Origin of the sequence: Pseudoalteromonas sp. Angola-7 (assembly GCF_028599255.1) — a bacterium.
GTDB lineage: Bacteria > Pseudomonadota > Gammaproteobacteria > Enterobacterales > Alteromonadaceae > Pseudoalteromonas > Pseudoalteromonas atlantica.
The window spans coordinates 1-17,577 of sequence record NZ_JAQREL010000004.1 but is presented as its reverse complement, the minus strand read 5'-3'; the positions used below and the strand labels follow the sequence as shown (position 1 = coordinate 17,577).

The window sequence follows — 17,577 nt, the reverse complement described above, 5'->3', positions numbered from 1 at the left end:
AAAAAGTTAAATAAAGTGGCCTTTAATATAAGGCTTAAATAAAGCGTTAATATCTATTTTTGCATTTAACTTTGCCGCAATTAAATAAAGCCCAGCTAGCTTACGATGAATAAACAACGCATCAACGGGCGGTGTATGCCATTGCTGCGACTGTGCGCTCAGCTCTAGCCCTGCATTTTTAATATTAGTTGCTAAGGGGCTGTTTTTAAAGTCAAACTCGCCAGTGGTTCTTAGCGGCTCACACGCCATTAAAAACAAATCAATAACATGGCTTTTGTAAGAATCTAGTAGGGTATCTTTAAAATAACCTATTTCGCGCGCTGCGCTTAACACGCCCGCCCTATTGTTTTCAGTGCCTGCAATAAATAGTGACAGGTAAGCCTTGCTCAACTTACTCGAGATCTCTCGGGTTGCCCTAAAGTCAAATAACACAATTTGCTTACTCTGAGTCTGATAATGAAAATTAGCAAAGTTAGGATCGGTTTGAATTAGCTTAAACTCAAACATTTCTTTAAAAAATAAATCTATGAGCCTAGCTGCAATGTTATTTTGCTCACCTTTAGGTAAATTGCTAAGCGCTTCTATAGGCGTTGCTTGCACATACTCCATTGCCAAAATGCGTTTAGTGTTGTGAACACCATATACTTTAGGCACTTTAAAATTAACGTGCTGGCTTAGCAACTCACCGTATCTTTTAAGGTAGTGTGCTTCGCGTTCATAATCAGCCTCGGCAAGTAGCTGCGCTTTAGCCTCATTTATGAGTGGCTGTATATCAAGCTCTTTAGGGATTAACCGCGCAATGTTTAATAGTGCAATAACATTGTCTACATCGCTATGTACACTTTGCGCTATACCTGGGTATTGAATTTTTACCGCCAGCTTTTCACCATTTTCTTGATAAGCTAAGTGCACTTGGCCAATAGACGCCGCTGCAAATGGCCTAAGTTCAATATGCGAAAAACGATTAAGCCAGTCTTCACCCCATTCACTTTTAAGTACCTTAACTAATTGATTATGCGGCATTGGGTTTGCATCAGCGCGAAGCAATGCGAGTAATTGAGTAAGTTCAGGACTTAATAGCTCGCCAGCATCCATAGACAGTAATTGCCCTAGTTTCATGGCAGCACCACGAAGGTGTGCTAGCTGAACAGCTAGTTTTTCTATGTTTTTAGGTTGTAAGAGTAAAGCTTTATTATTCCAACCATTACCCGAGAGCGCACTTTTAGTGCCATCTATAAGCATGTTGGTTGCAACACCACCGGCTAAGGAGCCAAGCTTTGCAAATCGAGAGAGTCTTGAGGTAGGTATGCTGCGCGAAGCTGCCATTATAAAAACCTAATTAGCCTGAGAAACAGGCTAATTAATACGTATATTTTACTGGGCTCGATCTAATTAACCAAACGTTTTGGTAATAAAACTATCGCAAGCAGTGTGCTGTACATTAAAGGCGCGGTACTAATTTAATTGCCCCTTCAACCACTTTCATATCAAGGGGTAATTTGCTTAGCAGCATCATTTTAGGGTCGTCCATATTTAACGTATAAACAGGGTTGAGGGCTAAAAAAGCATTAATTACTTCCATCGCTTCATTATCAAGCGCCGCTAAATTACCTTTAAAGCCACCTGCATCCACACTCGAATCTAGTAGTTTAACATTGCGTAAAAACACAGCTTTTTTTTCACTGTCATAAAACGGGCTGCCTTCAATTTGCAGCTTTAAGCGTACTGGGTATTTTAGTGCAAATGCATTTATTTCTGCACTGGAGTCTGCACCAAGTACTACTACATCACGGTTATCTGGACCAATATTTACACTTAAATCGTTTACATCAAACTGCACTGGCAGCCCCATTAAGCTCACCTTTTCGCTTAACTTAGGCAACTGTTTACCTAGCACACTTTCTACTTCTGAGCTGGTAAATGAGTAAACAGACACGCCTTGTGTAGAATTACATGCGCTTAAAAATAGTGTGGTTAAAAACAGTAATAAAATTCTCATGCTAACCTTTATCCTCGTTGTAATTATAAAAAAGCCGCTTAAACAGCGGCTTTTATTATGCAATACCTGTATTTAATACAAGTTAATTACATATTATGCTGTAAAAATAGTTTTAATTTTAGCTAGTGTGTCAGGCTCAACTGAACCCTTACTGAGCGCTAATAGCTGCTTTAAATAATAGTTTAAATCAGCATGCTCACCACGGTGTTTATCATCAAGCATGGCTACTTGCTCTGCCATTCTAAGCGCTGCATTTTGCGAGCTTACATTGGCAAGAATTTCCATTCTTGTAATAAGTTGTTCACTACTAAGCGACGTCGCTAACGGAGCTTGAAATTGGCTTGGCACTACATCGTTGTTTTCAAGTGCAGTGATCAGCGCTTCAAATTGCGCATGCTGCGCTTGGCTTGTAAGTAAAGCTAGCTTTTCGTCAATAGCACTTAATAATGCTGCCACTTTTGACGCAAGCGATTTATATTGTGCGTAGCCTTTTACTTTGGTTTCTAGGTCATGCAATTGGGCTTTTTGATTAACTTGCTCAAGGGCACTTTCTAGCTCAGCCAGTTCTATTGCAGCTTGTTTATCTGTTTCGTTTTGAGCCTGCTTTTGCTGCTCAAACTCACTGCTACGTTTGCTAAAGGTTTCATCGTTATACTGGCGAAACTTTTGCCACAGCGCATTTTCGGCTTTTAAACCTGCAAAACCTATACTTTGCCATTGCTGTTGTAATTGCTTTAACTCTTGGCATGCTGCAGCTAAATCTTCACTTTGCGAAAGCGCTGAGGCGCGCTCCACTAAGGCATTTTTTTGTGCTGCGTTACCTTTATGGTATGCATTTAATATAGCAAGAACGCTCTGCTGCTGTTTTTTAAAGCTTTCGTTTAGTACGCGGTATGTTTTAGGGTCAACTTTACCCACGCTACGCCACGCTTTATTTAAACGGTTGTATTGGCTTTCAAACTGCTTCCAATCAAAGCTTTCAATAGCGGTATATTGCTCGCTTAGTGCTTGCATATCGTTTATCAGTACTTCACGCTGGGCTTTTGCCGCTTCGCGCGCCACTTCTTGCTCGGCAAAGTAACTACGACACGGTGCAAACAACAGCTCTATGTTGCTATCAAACTGCTCACCTTGTTGCTTTTCTTGCTCTGTATCTAAACGGCCAAGCTCGTTCCAACGCTTACGAAACGCTTTAACTTGCTCAGCACGCTGTTGTGGGTCGTCACACGGTTGGTCGACTAACCCTGCCACTTCTTCAAGTAAGGCTTCGCGTTTTGGCGCGGCTGCGTATTTTTGCCAATCTTTTGCTTCTGCAAGTTGTGCTTCTAAATCGGCTTTTAAATTTACTAGTGGCTGCTGAAATTGCGGTGTTAACTTATCAAACAACTCTTCAAAGCCTTTAAATACACCAAAAGCAACATTAAAGCGGCCTTGCTCAATAAGGCGTTTTACATCGCGTGCTTTACGTTTGGCTGTGCTTTGGTTTTTTTCAAGCGGTTTTGTCAGCTCACTCATTTGCGCTAAAAAATGCTTTTTATGCGTATTTAATTGCGATTTAAAGTTTTGCTGCAATGCTCCATCAACCACATTTAAATGGCTACGAGTTTGTTTAAATGCGTTATTAAAACGAGTTAAAACATCATCGTAATCAGCTAGCTGCTGCGCAGGCTCAATTGCTTTAAGCTGTTCAAAAGCAATTTTATACTGTGCAATTGCGCTACTAAGCTCTGGTAGTTTAGCCACCTGATTGAATAGTTTTTCAAGCTTTGTAATAACTTGCTTAGTTTGTGCGTTATCGCCGTGTTGGGCATCGGTTAACGTTTGCTTAGCTTGCGCTACTTTAGCCTCTAACCAATCTTGCTGAATTTGCTCTGGGGTTTCTAAGCCTAATTGCAACGCGTTTTCTATTTCTTCGCTCAATGCCTCAAGTGTTGCCAGGGCTAATAATTGGCGTTGTTGCTCGGCTAAACGCTGCTGTTGTTGCTCGTGCTGAGCTTTTAACGTAGCAATATGCGCATCGAGTTTATCAGTAATGCTGATGTATTTTTTATCCAGCTCTTTAACATGCTCTTCGCTTAACCATTTAAGCTCAAGTGCTTGCCACTGCGCCATTAATTCGCCGGCTTGTGGGTTTACTATGGCGTAATCGTTTTTATCTCGCAGGGCATTTAGCTTTGCTAAAATAACGCGTGTTGCGCTCTCTACCTGAGCGGGCATTTCAATCGCTAAGCGTTCGTTTTCAACGTGTTGCTCAAGCTGCTGCTTAGCATCGCCTTTAGCGTGCTTTACTAATGGTTTAATAAGTTGATGCGTTATAACGAGCTCTACAAGTTGGCTTTGAAGCTCTTCGCTGCCCTCTTTAAACGCTTTTTCAATTAATTTAGGATTAGCTAAGCGCTTTAAAAGTTTAACGCGTACTTGCAGTTCTTTCTCTGCAAAGGCGAGTTTTTCTAGTGTTTTAACCGGTGCAAAACGGTCTATATACTCACTTTTAATTTGCGTGCTCAGTGCGCTTTCGTTGTTTAACACTGCGTTTGAAATTTGTATTTCGGCTACATCTTTTAGCGCGTGATCTTGTTTATAGGCTTTCCACCACAGTGGTAAGTTATTTACTTTTTGTAATGCTTTGCGGCGTATTTCGGCTGAGTTATCTTCCAGCGCTAATGTGCTTAAAATTGATGCGTCGCGCTCTACATCAAGTTTTTCAATTGCGTCTAGACGAACTTGCTGCTTTGGGTGTTTCCACTTAGGTGTAAAAAGGTGTTTAAAGATCATGTTCACTAAACCTAGCTATTTCGTTTTCTGATTTAAATTCTTTTTGTAGTTGTGCTTTTGTCTTTTGGATCATTTCGCCATTAGCGCCAATGGTAAATTGCTCGTTTGATTGCGCTATTTTAGCTTGGTAAAGCATAACAAGTTGCACCGTTTGTTGCTTTTGCTCATCAGAGAGCGGCGTGCCATCGGGCCATTTACCGGTTGAAGCACCGTACTGTAAACGCTCAAATAATTCTGGGGTTATATTTTGTACAAGGTTGTCAATATTCATGTCATCTTTTCTTTTTTAGAGTCACTAAAATAACGCGGTTTACTAAGTACCAAATACAGCCAACACCAATCGCTACTGTATACGCGTACCATTGCAGGGTTTCTTTTGCGGGTTGTAAAAAGTATAAGCAAAAAAAGCCACCTAAAAATAGTATGAGCGCCAAGAAAGAATGGTTCATAAACATTTGCTGTTTTTTAATTCGCTGTTCGCGCTGAAGCTGTTGTACCTGCTCAGAGTTAAGCGCGCCAATGTTACTATTGCAATGCGGACACTGCTGATGTTTATCTGAAATTGATTTTGCACATTTGGGGCAATGAATAATCGCCATACTACTCTCCATACTCCGCATAAAAAAAGCGCCTTGCGGCGCCTTTTATTGTACTTGTTTTATTGCTCGTTGTCTTTTTTGAATTTAACCCAGTAGTCATCTACGGATTGTTTCATTTCTTTGCGCAATAACATAATGCCAAATAAGTTAGGCAAGGTCATAACGACAATTGCAACGGCTGCTAATTTCCATACTAAAGTGGTATCGGCAAACGAAGCCCAAAAGAACGCTGCAACATAAAATACGCGATACGGCATAACTGAGCGATTACCAAGTAAGTAAATCATGGCACGGTCACCGTAGTACGACCACGCAATGGCAGTAGAAAACGCGAATAACAATAAGCCTATCGATACGATGTATTGGCCGCTATCGCCAAAAAAGCCTCGGGTAAACGCTTTGGTTGTCAGCTCTGCTGAGTGCACTAACGATTTACCAATTAAACTAATGCTGTCGTCGGTTGGCATGCCGTTTTTAACTTCAACAATACCTGTGTACTTATGTTTGTCGGTAATACCAAAACGTATGTCTTCACCAATTGAGCGTGAATGTAATACGGTAAAGCCATTACTTGTTGGCTCGCCATTAACTACATCAATGTTGCCGTTGAATAGCTCTACCTTGCTATCGTTACCGTTTAGGTAATTGTATAGCTCTTGGCGCTGCGCTTCGTTGGTTTCTGAGTAGTCACCTTTAATAATGCTCATTGACGATCGTTCAAAATGTGTTTCGAATTTTTCATTCCACACACCCGACGATAAAATAACTAAGCCTGTTAATGTACAAATAATAATGGTATCGATAAACGGCTCTAAAATTGACACCATGCCTTCAGACACAGGTTCATCAGCTTTTGCCGATGCGTGGGCAATGGGTGCAGAACCTTGACCGGCCTCATTTGAGAACAAGCCACGGTTTACACCTCTGTTAAATGCATACGCAAAAGAGGCACCTAAAAAGCCACCGGCTGCAGCAGAGCCTGTAAATGCATCAACAAATATTGACGCAAACGAAGGGCCGATGTTTTCAATGTTATAAAAAATAACACCTAACGCACCTATGATATAAATCACGGCCATAATGGGCACAACGCGTGATGTAATAGCAGCAATACGACGAATACCACCTAAAATAACCAACGCAAGTAAAATAGATAACACAGCGCCGGTTGCCATAGGTGCAAAACCAAATGTGGCTTCCATACCCTGCGCTATGTTATTAATTTGTGGCAAACTGCCCGTACCAAAAGAGCTAATTACAGTGGCAACGGCAAATAAAATAGCAAGCCACTTCATGTTTAGGCGTTTATCCATGTAATACATAGGGCCACCGGCCATGGTGCCATCTTGGGTTTTTTCGCGGTATTTATGTGAAAGCGTAACTTCTACAAATTTGGTGGTCATACCAAAAAATGCCGTCATCCACATCCAAAATAATGCCGCGGGGCCACCAATAGAAATAGCCAAGGCTACCCCACCAATGTTACCTGTACCTACCGTACCAGAGAGCGCAGTAGCCAGTGCTTGAAAATGGGTTGTGTCACCCTCGGTGCCTTTTTTATCAAATTTGCCTGTAACTACTTTACACGCATGTTTGAAATAACGAATTTGTGGGAACTTTAAATAAATAGTAAAAAATAGACCGACTCCTAGCAGCACATAGGGAAACCAAACTGCGCCCCCTAACATGCCATCTAGGCTATCTAAAAGTTGTCCGAATGCATCCACGCTAAATACCTCTTATTATTTTATTTGAGACTGTTGATTGTTTATTACTTACTCAGAGCTAGGTAATACGATAACTAAGCTATTGCGCACTTTTATTATTTGTTAATTTTGTAATAAAAAAGGGCAACATTTTAATGTTGCCCTTACCTTATACTAATTTATCTTAATTTATCAATGACATTTACGATTGCCGCTAAAGTATCTTGACCAAATTGATACGAGCGGCGGTCTGACCAGCCGTAATCTGGGTCTGGTAAGTCGTTATTGTCTTTAAAAGGCATCTCAATTGTGTAAGTAAGTGCTTTAAATTCTTCTGCCGTTGCAGATGAGCCAACTGTTAAATTAGCTTTGCCCGGCTCGTCTTTATCGTAACCGTGCTCATCTTGAAACTCTGGCGTTATAGTAAGTAGCGCTGCTTTAAAGCTATCTTCTAAGTCTTTTAAGCGGTCATCGTAGCTTGGAATACCTTCACTGCCTGCCACAAAGTTATAAGGAATAGCTTCATCACCGTGTATATCTAAATGCATATCGAGGCCAGTTTCGCGCATTTTATTCAGTACTAAATACACTTCTGGGCTATTTTCCATGCTAGGCGTTTGCCATTCACGGTTTAAGTTAACGCCTTTTGCGTTAGTACGAAGGTGACCACGTACGCTGCCATCTGGGTTCATGTTTGGTACTACATAAAATACAGCTTTTGATAAAAGAGCAGCGGCATGCGGGTCTTCATCATCTAGTAGTTTGTGTAATAGCCCTTCTACAAACCATTCTGCCATAGTTTCGCCTGGGTGTTGGCGCGCTGTAATCCAGATTGTTTTTTTATCTTCACTAGGCTGACCAATTTTAAGCACGCTCATATCACGGCCATCAAGTGTTTCACCTAATGTTTGTAATTGGCAAAGCTCTTCGCTTTGCGCCCAGGCTAATAAATCTAAATGACGGTCGTAGCTATATGGCGCAAAGTAAGCAAAATATACACTGGGGCATTCAGGCTCTAGTTCAAAGGTAAGCGTGCCGTTTTCGTAATTTGAAGGCACACGGAACCATGTTTGACGGTCGTATGAGGCAACAGCTTGGTAGCCTTCCCATCCATCTGGGTAGGCAGAGTTTTCTAAATTATTAATGTTTAACTTATGCAGTTGATAAGGCGTTGTTTCTAGACGAAAGTGAAACCACTGGTAAAATTCAGACTGGTGATCGTTGTTTATCTCTAATTGAATATTTAACGGATCGTTGGCTTCGATAACCTTTATGTTACCACTATCAAAATTGCTGCTGATTTTCATGAAAAAACCTTAAGGTAGAATAAGTTTATCTGCTTTGTTAGGCACGTTGATATTTTGGATTAAATTGACTCTATTTTTGGTCACTAAATTACAAAAAAGAGCGGCCTAAAAGTGCAGAACTGACACTATTTAAAAACCTGTACTGTGGATAATTAAGTTATCTCAAGCAGATTGCAGGTTAAATAGTAAAATGCATTATTGAATGAAATCAAATAAGCATTTCAATAATTAAAGCCTACCACACAGGGTGCACTTTAAAAATATAACGCGACTAAAAAAGCCAGCAAAAAAGCTGGCTTAGTATAATTGCGTTTAAATTAGCGAGGTAAGCTTGGGAAAGCAACTTCAGCCATATCACGCATACAACGAACTACTTGGCAGCTGTAGCCAAATTCATTGTCGTACCATACGTATAAAACAACGCGGTTACCTTCAACAATTGTTGCTTGCGAGTCTACAACACCTGCGTAGCGGCTACCGACTAAATCGGTAGATACGATTTCGGTTGATGCGGTGTAATCAATTTGGTCACGCAGCTCTGAATGCAGTGCTGTTTCGCGTAAAAATGCATTTAGCTCTTCAACAGATGTGCTGCTATTAAGGTTTAAGTTTAATATAGCAAGCGACACATTAGGTGTAGGCACACGAATCGCATTACCTGTTAGCTTACCTTCAAGCTCAGGAAGCGCTTTAGATACCGCTTTAGCTGCGCCTGTCTCGGTAATTACCATATTAAGTGCAGCAGCACGTCCACGACGCTCTGCTTTGTGGTAGTTATCAATAAGGTTTTGATCGTTTGTGTAAGAGTGTACGGTTTCTACGTGGCCGTTATTAATACCAAACTTATCGTTTAATGCTTTAAGGGTTGGCGTAATCGCATTGGTGGTACAGCTTGCTGCACACACGATTTTATCTTCAGGCTTAATGTCTTGGTTATTTACACCATAAACAATGTTTTTAATGTTGCCTTTAGCCGGTGCTGTTAATAGTACTTTTGCAGCCCCTTTAGACTCTAAGTGCTGACCAAGGCCTGCTTCGTCTTTCCAAATACCAGTGTTATCGACTACGAGTGCATTTTCGATACCGTAAGCGGTGTAATCAACTTCACTAGGCGAGTTAGCATAAATCACTTGGATGTAGCTGCCATTCGCTTTAATTGCATTACGCTGCGTGTCAATTGTGATTGAGCCATTAAATGGACCATGAATTGAATCGCGACGCAGTAAGCTTGCACGTTTCTCAAGGTCGCCTTCTTTACCGCCACGCACCACAATTGCGCGTAAACGTAAGTCGGCATAAGGGCCTGATTTTTCGATTAGTAAACGTGCTAACAAACGCCCTATACGACCAAAGCCATACAATACAACATCACGCGGCTCTTTGGCTGGTGAGTCTGCAATTTCGGCTAATTCGTCTTTAACAAATTCATCAACTGTGCGGCCATTAGCAGCATCGCTGTACAAATAGCTATAAGCAAGTTTACCAATATCAATACGTGCTGAGTTTAGCTCCATTTTACTAATGGCTTCTAAAAACGGAAAGCTTTCGCGTAAACGTAATTTAGTGCCTTCAAATTGCGCTACAGTTTTGTGTGATTTGATAATATCGATAGTACTGGCATTAACGAGAGGACGGCCATATACAGCGATTTCTATGCCACGGTTACGATAAAGCTTACCAATGATAGGTTGCATGCTTTCAGCGTAATCTTGGCGTTCTTGCCAACTATTTGTATATTCTAATTCGTGAGATGAGGTCATTTTATTTACCTAATTTAATCATTTTGAACGGATAGCCTTTAAAAATGCATTAGATTTTGAGAGTAATGCACTTCAGGCAGGGCTATTCTAAGTTAATCTAAAGTTATTCTCTACTGTTAGCGCACAAATGATTGCGCTAGAATAGTAATGTATATATTCATTTGAGGTTAAGGGATGGTTTTAAGAGCAAGCGCAATACTAACAATGCTAGCGTTAACAGGATGCGAAGAACCACTGACTCTCGCTCAGGTTTGTAAAGAAACACCTGGCTTTTGTAGTGATTTAAATAAAGATAGCCATTGTAAAAATGAGCGCTCTGAGGTTATTTTAAAACGCTATATAGAATATAAAAAACCCACAGATGAAAACAAATACCAATTGCTTAAGGGGTTTGAGTCGTATAATCAATGTATTACTTTAGCCGCAAAAATAGAACATATTAAACTAAAGTCTAAAACAACATCGCGTATTGAAGGTCAGCTTACTAGCATTAAAGAGATGACCCGACTTTATCAAGACACAAAAAACACTAACCACCCAGGTTTGCTTTACTATCATTGGTCACGTAACAGTGAGCAAAGTGCGCTGACTCGTTTACTTGCAATGGAAAATGATGAAAGCGTAACCAACAGTGCAGAAATGCAGTTTTATCTAGCCTCTTATTACATTAAGTTTGACGATGAAAAAACAATTGATTTGCTATATAAAACCCTTGAGCTAAATAAACAAGGCCAACAGCCAAATCCTGAAGTGTATACCTCGTTAATCAGCTTATTTTATAAACATGATAAATATAAGCACGCTTACATTTTTTCGAAAGTGGCGCAAAGCGCTGGCATTGAGAATATAGATTTACTACCCATTGAGCACCAACTGATGAGCGATGGTAAAAATTTAGATGCGCTCGATGCCCTTGCTCAACAAACGTATGAACAAATACAAAACGGTGAGTTTGTATCGCCGCGAGAATTTTAGGTAAGCAAAACCCCCTGGCAATAAATGTGTTTTAAAACATGATGCCAGATGGTTTTTTAAATAAAAAAGGCAGCTTACGCTGCCCTTTTTTATTTTGCTTTGCTTGTGCCCACTTCTACACGGGTTTTAAGCTTTTGACCTGGTCTAAAGGTCACCACGCGGCGCGCCGAAATAGGAATGTCTTCTCCTGTTTTCGGGTTACGGCCTGGTCTTTCTTTTTTATCACGAAGATCAAAGTTACCAAATCCAGAGAGCTTAACCTGCTCGCCTTTTTCAAGCGCTGAGCGGATTTCTTCAAAAAACGCTTCAACTAAATCTTTGGCATCTTTTTTATTGATCCCGAGCTTTTCAAATAGGTGTTCAGCTATGTCGGCTTTAGTAAGCGCCATATCTAGTCCCTCAACGATGCATTAAACTTTTCGGCCAATGTGGCCACCACGTTATCAACTACCAGATTGATATCTTTCTCTTCGAGTGTTCTATCAACCGCCTGCAGTGTTAGAGCAATCGCCAAACTCTTATAATTTGGCTCAATACCTTTGCCCTTATACACATCGAATAAGTTTAGGTCAACCAATTGATTTCCGCCAACTTTTTCTATTGTGCTTAAAATATCACCTGAATTAACGCTGTCAGCCACTAAAATCGCGATGTCGCGGCGATTTGAAGGGAATTTTGAAACCCCTACAGCTTGCGGTAAATTTCTTTTTTCTATTGCAGACATTTCTATTTCAAATACAAAAGTTGCGTTATTGATATCTAACGATTTTTGCACTTGAGGATGAAGAGCACCAAAAAATCCTACCTTTTTACCTTCAACATAAATAACTGCTGATTGGCCTGGGTGTAAACCGTCTGACTGTTCTGCTTTAATTTCAAAACGGCTTGTATCGTTGGTGATTGCTAATAAAGCTTCAACATCACCTTTTAAGTCGTAAAAATCAACGTTGCGTTTTTGCTCAACCCAATGCTCGCCGTGTGCAAGGCCAGTGATCACACCGCCAATGACAGGGACTTGCTGCAGGCCATTTTCTGCGCTGTCGTCGCTGATAAATTTAAGACCATGCTCAAATAAACGAATACGTGGTTGTTGACGGTTTTGATTATACGCAACCGATGCTAAAAGCCCTGGCATTAAGCTTACACGCATAGCCGACATTTCAATTGAAATTGGGTGCGGCAGTATAAGCGGATTACTTTGTGGGTGTATAATAGCTTGTGCTTTAGGGTCTACAAAGCTGTACGTAATTGCTTCTTGGTAGCCACGTGTCACTAACGTATTGCGAAACTTACTTAGCGCAATTGTTGACTCGTCATGTGTAGTCATTTTTAACTTTGCGGTTGGCGCAACATTTGGAATACTGTTGTAACCATAAACACGAGCAACTTCTTCAATTAAGTCTTCTTCAATACGAATATCGAAGCGGTAGCTTGGAATATCAGCGCTCCAGCTGTCGTTTTCAAACTTAACGTCTAACCCTAAACGAGTCAGAATATCAGTCACTTTCGCATCGTCAATATGATGACCAATTACACGGTCTAAACGCGCACGACGTAGGCGTACTTCTGTCACTTTTGGCAGTTTATCAGCAGCCACAGCTTCTACAACAGGCCCTGCTTCACCGCCAACAATATCAAGTAATAAAGCGGTTGCGCGTTCCATTGCATCGTGTTGCAGGGTAAAATCTACGCCACGCTCATAGCGGTGTGATGCATCGGTATGTAAGCCGTAACTACGGGCTTGACCTGCAATTGCGACTGGGTTAAAAAACGCGCTTTCTAATAAAATATCTGACGTTTTTTCTGTTACACCTGATTGCTCACCGCCAAAAATACCGGCAATCGCAAGGGCTTTATTATGATCGGCTATCACAAGTGTTGATTCGTTCAGTTTTGCAGTATTGCCATCAAGCAATACTAACTCTTCGCCTGCATTGGCGCTGCGAACCTTAATGCCGCCTTCAATTGCATTTAAATCAAATGCATGCATTGGGTGGCCAAGTTCTAGTAATACATAGTTAGTAACATCAACAACAGGGTCAATTGAGCGAATACCACTACGGCGAAGCTTTTCAACCATCCAAAGCGGTGTTTCTGCATCAAGGCTAATGCCTTTGATTACACGCCCTAAGTAACGCGGACACGCGTCAGCATTAACAAGCTCGATAGATACTTCATCGTCAATAGTGCCGCTAACAGCTGGAATTTGTAGCTCGTTTACATCAACGCTGTTTAATACACCAACTTCGCGTGCAAGACCTTTTATACCTAAGCAATCACCACGGTTTGGCGTTAAGTCCACATCAATTATGTTGTCATCAAGGCCTAAGTATTCGCGCAGGTCTGTACCAATTGGCGCATCGCTTGGCAATTCCATGATGCCGTCGCCTTCTTCGCTAATACCTAGCTCAACAAAGGCACACAGCATACCGTGTGATGGCTGACCGCGTAATTTGGCTTTTTTAATTTTAAAGTCGCCCGGTAAAACAGCGCCCACTGTTGCAACAGCTACTTTAATGCCTTGGCGACAGTTAGGCGCGCCACACACAATATCAAGCAGCTCATCGCCACCTACATTGATTTTAGTAACGCGAAGTTTATCTGCATCTGGGTGCTGTGCGCACTCAACCACTTCACCAACCACTACGCCGTTAAAATCCGCTGCCGCGTTCTCAACTGCGTCAACCTCAAGGCCAGCCATAGAAAGCTGTTCCGAAAGAGCTTGCGTATCAATAGCAGGATTTACCCACTCTCTTAACCACTTTTCACTAAATTTCATTTTATATTTTCACTCTTAACGGAACTGGTTTAGGAATTTTAAGTCATTTTCAAAAAATGCACGTAAGTCATTTACGCCATAGCGCAGCATGGTTAAGCGCTCTACGCCCATACCAAAAGCAAAACCGGTGTATTTTTCTGGGTCAATACCTACTGACTTAAGTACGTTAGGGTGAACCATGCCACAACCTAATACTTCAAGCCATTTACCGTCTTTACCCATAACATCTACTTCAGCTGAAGGCTCTGTAAATGGGAAGAATGAAGGACGGAAACGAATTTCCATGTCTTCTTCAAAAAAGTTACGTAAGAAGTCGTGTAAAATACCCTTAAGCTCTGTGAAGCTTACATCAGTATCAACCATTAAACCTTCTACCTGATGAAACATCGGAGTATGCGTTTGGTCGTAGTCGTTACGATATACTCGACCTGGCGAAATAATTCGCAGTGGCGGTTGCTCTGTTTCCATAGTACGAATTTGCACACCACTTGTTTGGGTACGCAGTACTAACTTAGGATTAAAATAAAAGGTATCGTGATCAGCACGCGCTGGGTGATGCTCAGGAATATTTAGCGCATCAAAGTTATGAAAATCATCTTCTACTTCTGGGCCTGATTTAACAGCAAAACCTAGCTCGCCAAAAAAGCTTTCTATACGCTCGATTGTGCGTGTTACCGGATGAAGGCCACCCGTAGGCATTACGCGCCCTGGTAAAGTTACATCAATTGTTTCAGCTGCTAGCTTTTCTTCAAGCGCTTTACTTGCTAATAGCTCACGCTTTTCGTTAATGGCAGCTTGTACATCTTGCTTAGCTTGGTTAATTACTTGGCCTGCTTCTTTGCGTTCTTCAGGAGCAATTTTACCCAGTGTTTTAAGTAAGCTTGTGATTTCGCCTTTTTTACCAAGGTAATTAACCCTGATCTCTTCTAGTTGCGCGATTTCACTGGCACTGGCAACTGCCTCAAGTGCTTGCGCTAAAATATTTTCTAAGTTCATTCGATACCTGATCTTTCACAGAAGGTGATTACAATTTTGTTGACTAATGATAACTGAAAGCAGGGTCTAGATTCTAGACCTACTACAGCTTTAACGTTGATTTTATGAAGGGAATTGTTAATTTTCGTTGTGCGGCCATTGATGCGTGATCTAATTTGTCTAATACGTCTAATAAAGCACGCATATCACGACTCAAGCGAGTCAATAAAAAGCGCGCGCATTCATCGCTTAGTTCAAGCCCACGCATATGCGCTCGCTTAACCAGTGCTTGTGCTTTATCATCATCACTCATTGAACGAATTTGAAAGGTGGTTCCCCACTTTAGCCGAGATTCTAAGTCGGGCAAGGTGATATTAAGCATGTCAGGGAGCAAATCGGCCGTAACCACTAACATTTTTCCGGGCTCGTTAAAGCGATTGAAAAAGTTAAAAAGAGCTTTTTCCCATGCGTCATTGCCAGCGACTAAGTGCACATCATCAATACATAATACATCAAGTGCTTCTAAACCATCTAAAACCATAGGCCCAAAGTCGATAACTTCACGCATAGACAACAGCATGTTTGACAAGCCACGCTCTTGGGCTTGTATGCAGGTTGCGTACAATAAGTGGGATTTACCAGAATCGCCTAAGCCGCACAAATAAGTGTACTGAAATTTTTTAGCAAGCTTTGAAAAGCTCGCTTTAAGATGGTTTACCTCTAAAGAGTCTTCCCCACCAAAATAAGAAGCAAATGTTTCATCATCAGGCAAGGTAACAGGTAATGCCATTTGCATAGGCTCAGCACTTAGCATTACTCACCGACCCACTGATACTCAAGACTGTTTTTGTCTACAACATGGTAAAATGCGCGAGGGTCAACATAATCTCTAAAGGCACTATCAAGGCCAAGGCCTTTTTTAAGATCGCCCACACTGCCGGTGTGGTTAAGCTTAAACTCAACAAATTCTGGGGTTTTGCGCATTATTGTTGCTTGCGTCACTACACTCAAACTTTGTAGACGACGCTTTGCAAGTTCAATATCGACAAAGCTTTGAGTGCCTTTTAAGGTAAGCGTAGCCGCTGCCTGTTCATAATACGCGTTAGGGTCGATAGCGTATTCATTGGCTAATCCCAACGCTAAGCTGTCTATCATCTGGCCTACTATTTGCTGTTTATCACCTTCAAGACGGTTTGAATCAAATAAATCGTCATTAGTAAAACGCCAGTCTAAAATCCAGGTTTCGCTGTCGGGCTCTTGATACATTCTTGCTGTAATGCTTCGCTCTGCACTATAACGGCGCGACGCCTCTTCCACAGGCTCTGAAAAATTCCCCCATACTTCGGGGATGCCAACTAAACGTCTGTCTTGTAAATCTAATAGCGGCACTACAACGGGTAAACCACGTCGACCGGCTTTGTCATATATAAGCTGCTCTAACTGAGGATAGCTTTCTTGCGTAACAAGCTCTCTACGCCAGTTATCTTCAATACCTAACCAAATAGCAACTAATGGGCGCTGGACGCCCCAAAGAGGTAAATTTAATTCTTTAATTAATTCATTTATTTTACGCGCTTCAAATTTAACAACTAGATTAAGCTGTCCATTTGCTTTTTCGTCGTATTCAAACTTGAGCATGTAATCAGAAATGTTTTTGGTGCGTTGTTGAGCAAGCTTATTTTGATCAGCAGATTCATCCCCGCTTACCTTTACTAACACATTGAGTAATGCTTTGCGGCTAGCGGCTAAACGCGTGTCTCGACTTTTATCATCGACTTTTAATATATCTTGATACAGATCAGTTACTTCAACTGCCGACACAGAGAAACAAAATATAAATGATATGGCACTAATTAATAATCTATACACTGGCTATTAGTTCTTGGTTTTAAACTATTTTGATCCTAAATCAAAGCCAGTAACAAAGCAAAATTATATTTGTAATCTAGCCATGTTGAATAAATATTGTTCATCTTAAAGCTTAAATACAGAAACAAACTGCTACTTAGCTATATGTAAAATGGGTTGTGATTGGTGAGGCGAGCCTTATCCGCGGGTTTCGTGATACTCAACCCACGCTACGGTGGTGGTGGAGACTGTGCGAATAATATCTGGAATGTATTTTCACTTTTCTACGGACGTAAAAAAGCCCGGCTCTTTCGAGTCGGGCTTTCTTGTATTTGGAGCCTGGCGATGTCATGGTGCCCACAGCGGTAGAGAGTCACATAGCAAATGGGACATTATCATTGCGTCGGGTGTCGCTTCGCTCGCCCGACCTACATTCTAGAAGTAGATGAGTGTGCATTAATTGTCCGCATTTTACTTTTCTACGGACGTAAAAAAGCCCGACTCTTTCGAGTCGAGCTTTCTTGTATTTGGAGCCTGGCAATGTCGTAGTGCCCACAGCGGTAGAGAGTCACATAGCAGATGCTACATTATCATTGCGGGGAGTCGCTACGCTCGCCCGACCTACGTGATAAGTTTAGATGTGAGTATTAATTGCGGCATGAGTCTTGGCTATTTATTAAATCCCAGACAGCAAAAACCCGTTACATCGCTGTAACGGGTTTCTCTTATTTGGAGCCTGGCAATGTCCTACTTTCACATAGCAAATGCTACACTATCATCGGCGCTGTTTCGTTTCACTACTGAGTTCGGCATGGGGTCAGGTGGGTCCAAAACGCTATGGTTACCAAGCAAAT

The 17,577-nt window shown here is 41.4% G+C and carries 14 protein-coding genes and 1 rRNA gene; 1 reads left to right on the top strand and 14 read right to left on the bottom strand.

Going from position 1 to position 17,577, the window contains the following annotated elements:
* Positions 1-6 precede the first annotated feature (6 nt).
* The 8 genes from PSH50_RS07160 to PSH50_RS07125 all read right to left on the bottom strand — a co-directional run bounded on the left by PSH50_RS07160 (position 7) and on the right by PSH50_RS07125 (position 10,146).
* Complete coding sequence (locus tag PSH50_RS07160) at positions 7-1,326, bottom strand: AarF/ABC1/UbiB kinase family protein (protein WP_273609445.1); 1,320 nt, start codon at positions 1,324-1,326, stop codon at positions 7-9.
* A gap of 115 nt (positions 1,327-1,441) precedes the next feature.
* The gene (locus tag PSH50_RS07155) at positions 1,442-1,999 is read right to left on the bottom strand and encodes a DUF1439 domain-containing protein (RefSeq protein WP_004587241.1); all 558 of its coding nucleotides are present in this window, start codon (positions 1,997-1,999) and stop codon (positions 1,442-1,444) included.
* 93 nt (positions 2,000-2,092) lie between these two features.
* On the bottom strand, positions 2,093-4,774 hold the full coding sequence (locus PSH50_RS07150) for a DUF349 domain-containing protein (RefSeq protein WP_273609444.1): 2,682 nt from the start codon (positions 4,772-4,774) through the stop codon (positions 2,093-2,095).
* Positions 4,764-5,045 (bottom strand): YeaC family protein, encoded by a 282-nt coding sequence (locus PSH50_RS07145; RefSeq protein WP_004587239.1) that lies wholly within the window; start codon positions 5,043-5,045, stop codon positions 4,764-4,766. The genes PSH50_RS07150 and PSH50_RS07145 overlap by 11 nt, the downstream gene beginning before the upstream one ends.
* Position 5,046: 1 nt before the next feature.
* Entirely contained in the window at positions 5,047-5,373 is a 327-nt protein-coding gene (locus PSH50_RS07140; RefSeq protein WP_004587238.1) for a hypothetical protein, read from the bottom strand.
* 59 nt (positions 5,374-5,432) lie between these two features.
* The gene (locus PSH50_RS07135; RefSeq protein WP_004587237.1) at positions 5,433-7,100 is read right to left on the bottom strand and encodes a sodium:alanine symporter family protein; all 1,668 of its coding nucleotides are present in this window, start codon (positions 7,098-7,100) and stop codon (positions 5,433-5,435) included.
* A 158-nt stretch (positions 7,101-7,258) separates the two neighbouring features.
* Complete coding sequence (locus tag PSH50_RS07130; protein ID WP_273609443.1) at positions 7,259-8,386, bottom strand: M14-type cytosolic carboxypeptidase; 1,128 nt, start codon at positions 8,384-8,386, stop codon at positions 7,259-7,261.
* 317 nt (positions 8,387-8,703) lie between these two features.
* Entirely contained in the window at positions 8,704-10,146 is a 1,443-nt protein-coding gene (locus PSH50_RS07125) for a glyceraldehyde-3-phosphate dehydrogenase (protein WP_004587235.1), read from the bottom strand.
* A gap of 174 nt (positions 10,147-10,320) precedes the next feature.
* Between PSH50_RS07125 and PSH50_RS07120 the strand changes: the two genes are divergently transcribed.
* On the top strand, positions 10,321-11,121 hold the full coding sequence (locus PSH50_RS07120; protein ID WP_273588064.1) for a DUF2989 domain-containing protein: 801 nt from the start codon (positions 10,321-10,323) through the stop codon (positions 11,119-11,121).
* A gap of 89 nt (positions 11,122-11,210) precedes the next feature.
* On the opposite strand, the gene ihfA is transcribed toward PSH50_RS07120, so the two are convergent.
* From ihfA to rrf, 6 genes are all read right to left on the bottom strand, one after another.
* Positions 11,211-11,510 (bottom strand): integration host factor subunit alpha, encoded by a 300-nt coding sequence (ihfA, locus tag PSH50_RS07115; RefSeq protein WP_002960690.1) that lies wholly within the window; start codon positions 11,508-11,510, stop codon positions 11,211-11,213.
* 2 nt (positions 11,511-11,512) lie between these two features.
* On the bottom strand, positions 11,513-13,900 hold the full coding sequence (gene pheT, locus PSH50_RS07110) for a phenylalanine--tRNA ligase subunit beta (RefSeq protein WP_273609442.1): 2,388 nt from the start codon (positions 13,898-13,900) through the stop codon (positions 11,513-11,515).
* A 15-nt stretch (positions 13,901-13,915) separates the two neighbouring features.
* Positions 13,916-14,896, bottom strand: a complete 981-nt coding sequence (pheS, locus tag PSH50_RS07105; protein ID WP_054983635.1) for a phenylalanine--tRNA ligase subunit alpha — start codon at positions 14,894-14,896, stop codon at positions 13,916-13,918.
* Positions 14,897-14,978: 82 nt separating this feature from the next.
* The gene (hda, locus tag PSH50_RS07100; RefSeq protein ID WP_273588063.1) at positions 14,979-15,689 is read right to left on the bottom strand and encodes a DnaA regulatory inactivator Hda; all 711 of its coding nucleotides are present in this window, start codon (positions 15,687-15,689) and stop codon (positions 14,979-14,981) included.
* Complete coding sequence (locus PSH50_RS07095; protein ID WP_024032198.1) at positions 15,689-16,744, bottom strand: DUF2066 domain-containing protein; 1,056 nt, start codon at positions 16,742-16,744, stop codon at positions 15,689-15,691. The genes hda and PSH50_RS07095 overlap by 1 nt, the downstream gene beginning before the upstream one ends.
* A gap of 713 nt (positions 16,745-17,457) precedes the next feature.
* A 5S ribosomal RNA gene (gene rrf, locus PSH50_RS07090) occupies positions 17,458-17,572 on the bottom strand.
* Positions 17,573-17,577 lie beyond the last annotated feature (5 nt).

Excerpts from the sequence above, each read along its gene's own strand:
- PSH50_RS07140 (WP_004587238.1), bottom strand. The coding sequence starts at position 5,373 with ATGGCGATTATTCATTGCCCCAAATGTGCAAAATCAATTTCAGATAAA.
- PSH50_RS07160 (WP_273609445.1), bottom strand. The coding sequence starts at position 1,326 with ATGGCAGCTTCGCGCAGCATACCTACCTCAAGACTCTCTCGATTTGCA.
- PSH50_RS07145 (WP_004587239.1), bottom strand. The coding sequence starts at position 5,045 with ATGAATATTGACAACCTTGTACAAAATATAACCCCAGAATTATTTGAG.
- PSH50_RS07125 (WP_004587235.1), bottom strand. The coding sequence starts at position 10,146 with ATGACCTCATCTCACGAATTAGAATATACAAATAGTTGGCAAGAACGC.
- pheS (WP_054983635.1), bottom strand. The coding sequence starts at position 14,896 with ATGAACTTAGAAAATATTTTAGCGCAAGCACTTGAGGCAGTTGCCAGT.
- PSH50_RS07120 (WP_273588064.1), top strand. The coding sequence starts at position 10,321 with ATGGTTTTAAGAGCAAGCGCAATACTAACAATGCTAGCGTTAACAGGA.
- hda (WP_273588063.1), bottom strand. The coding sequence starts at position 15,689 with ATGCTAAGTGCTGAGCCTATGCAAATGGCATTACCTGTTACCTTGCCT.
- PSH50_RS07150 (WP_273609444.1), bottom strand. The coding sequence starts at position 4,774 with ATGATCTTTAAACACCTTTTTACACCTAAGTGGAAACACCCAAAGCAG.
- PSH50_RS07130 (WP_273609443.1), bottom strand. The coding sequence starts at position 8,386 with ATGAAAATCAGCAGCAATTTTGATAGTGGTAACATAAAGGTTATCGAA.
- pheT (WP_273609442.1), bottom strand. The coding sequence starts at position 13,900 with ATGAAATTTAGTGAAAAGTGGTTAAGAGAGTGGGTAAATCCTGCTATT.
- PSH50_RS07155 (WP_004587241.1), bottom strand. The coding sequence starts at position 1,999 with ATGAGAATTTTATTACTGTTTTTAACCACACTATTTTTAAGCGCATGT.
- ihfA (WP_002960690.1), bottom strand. The coding sequence starts at position 11,510 with ATGGCGCTTACTAAAGCCGACATAGCTGAACACCTATTTGAAAAGCTC.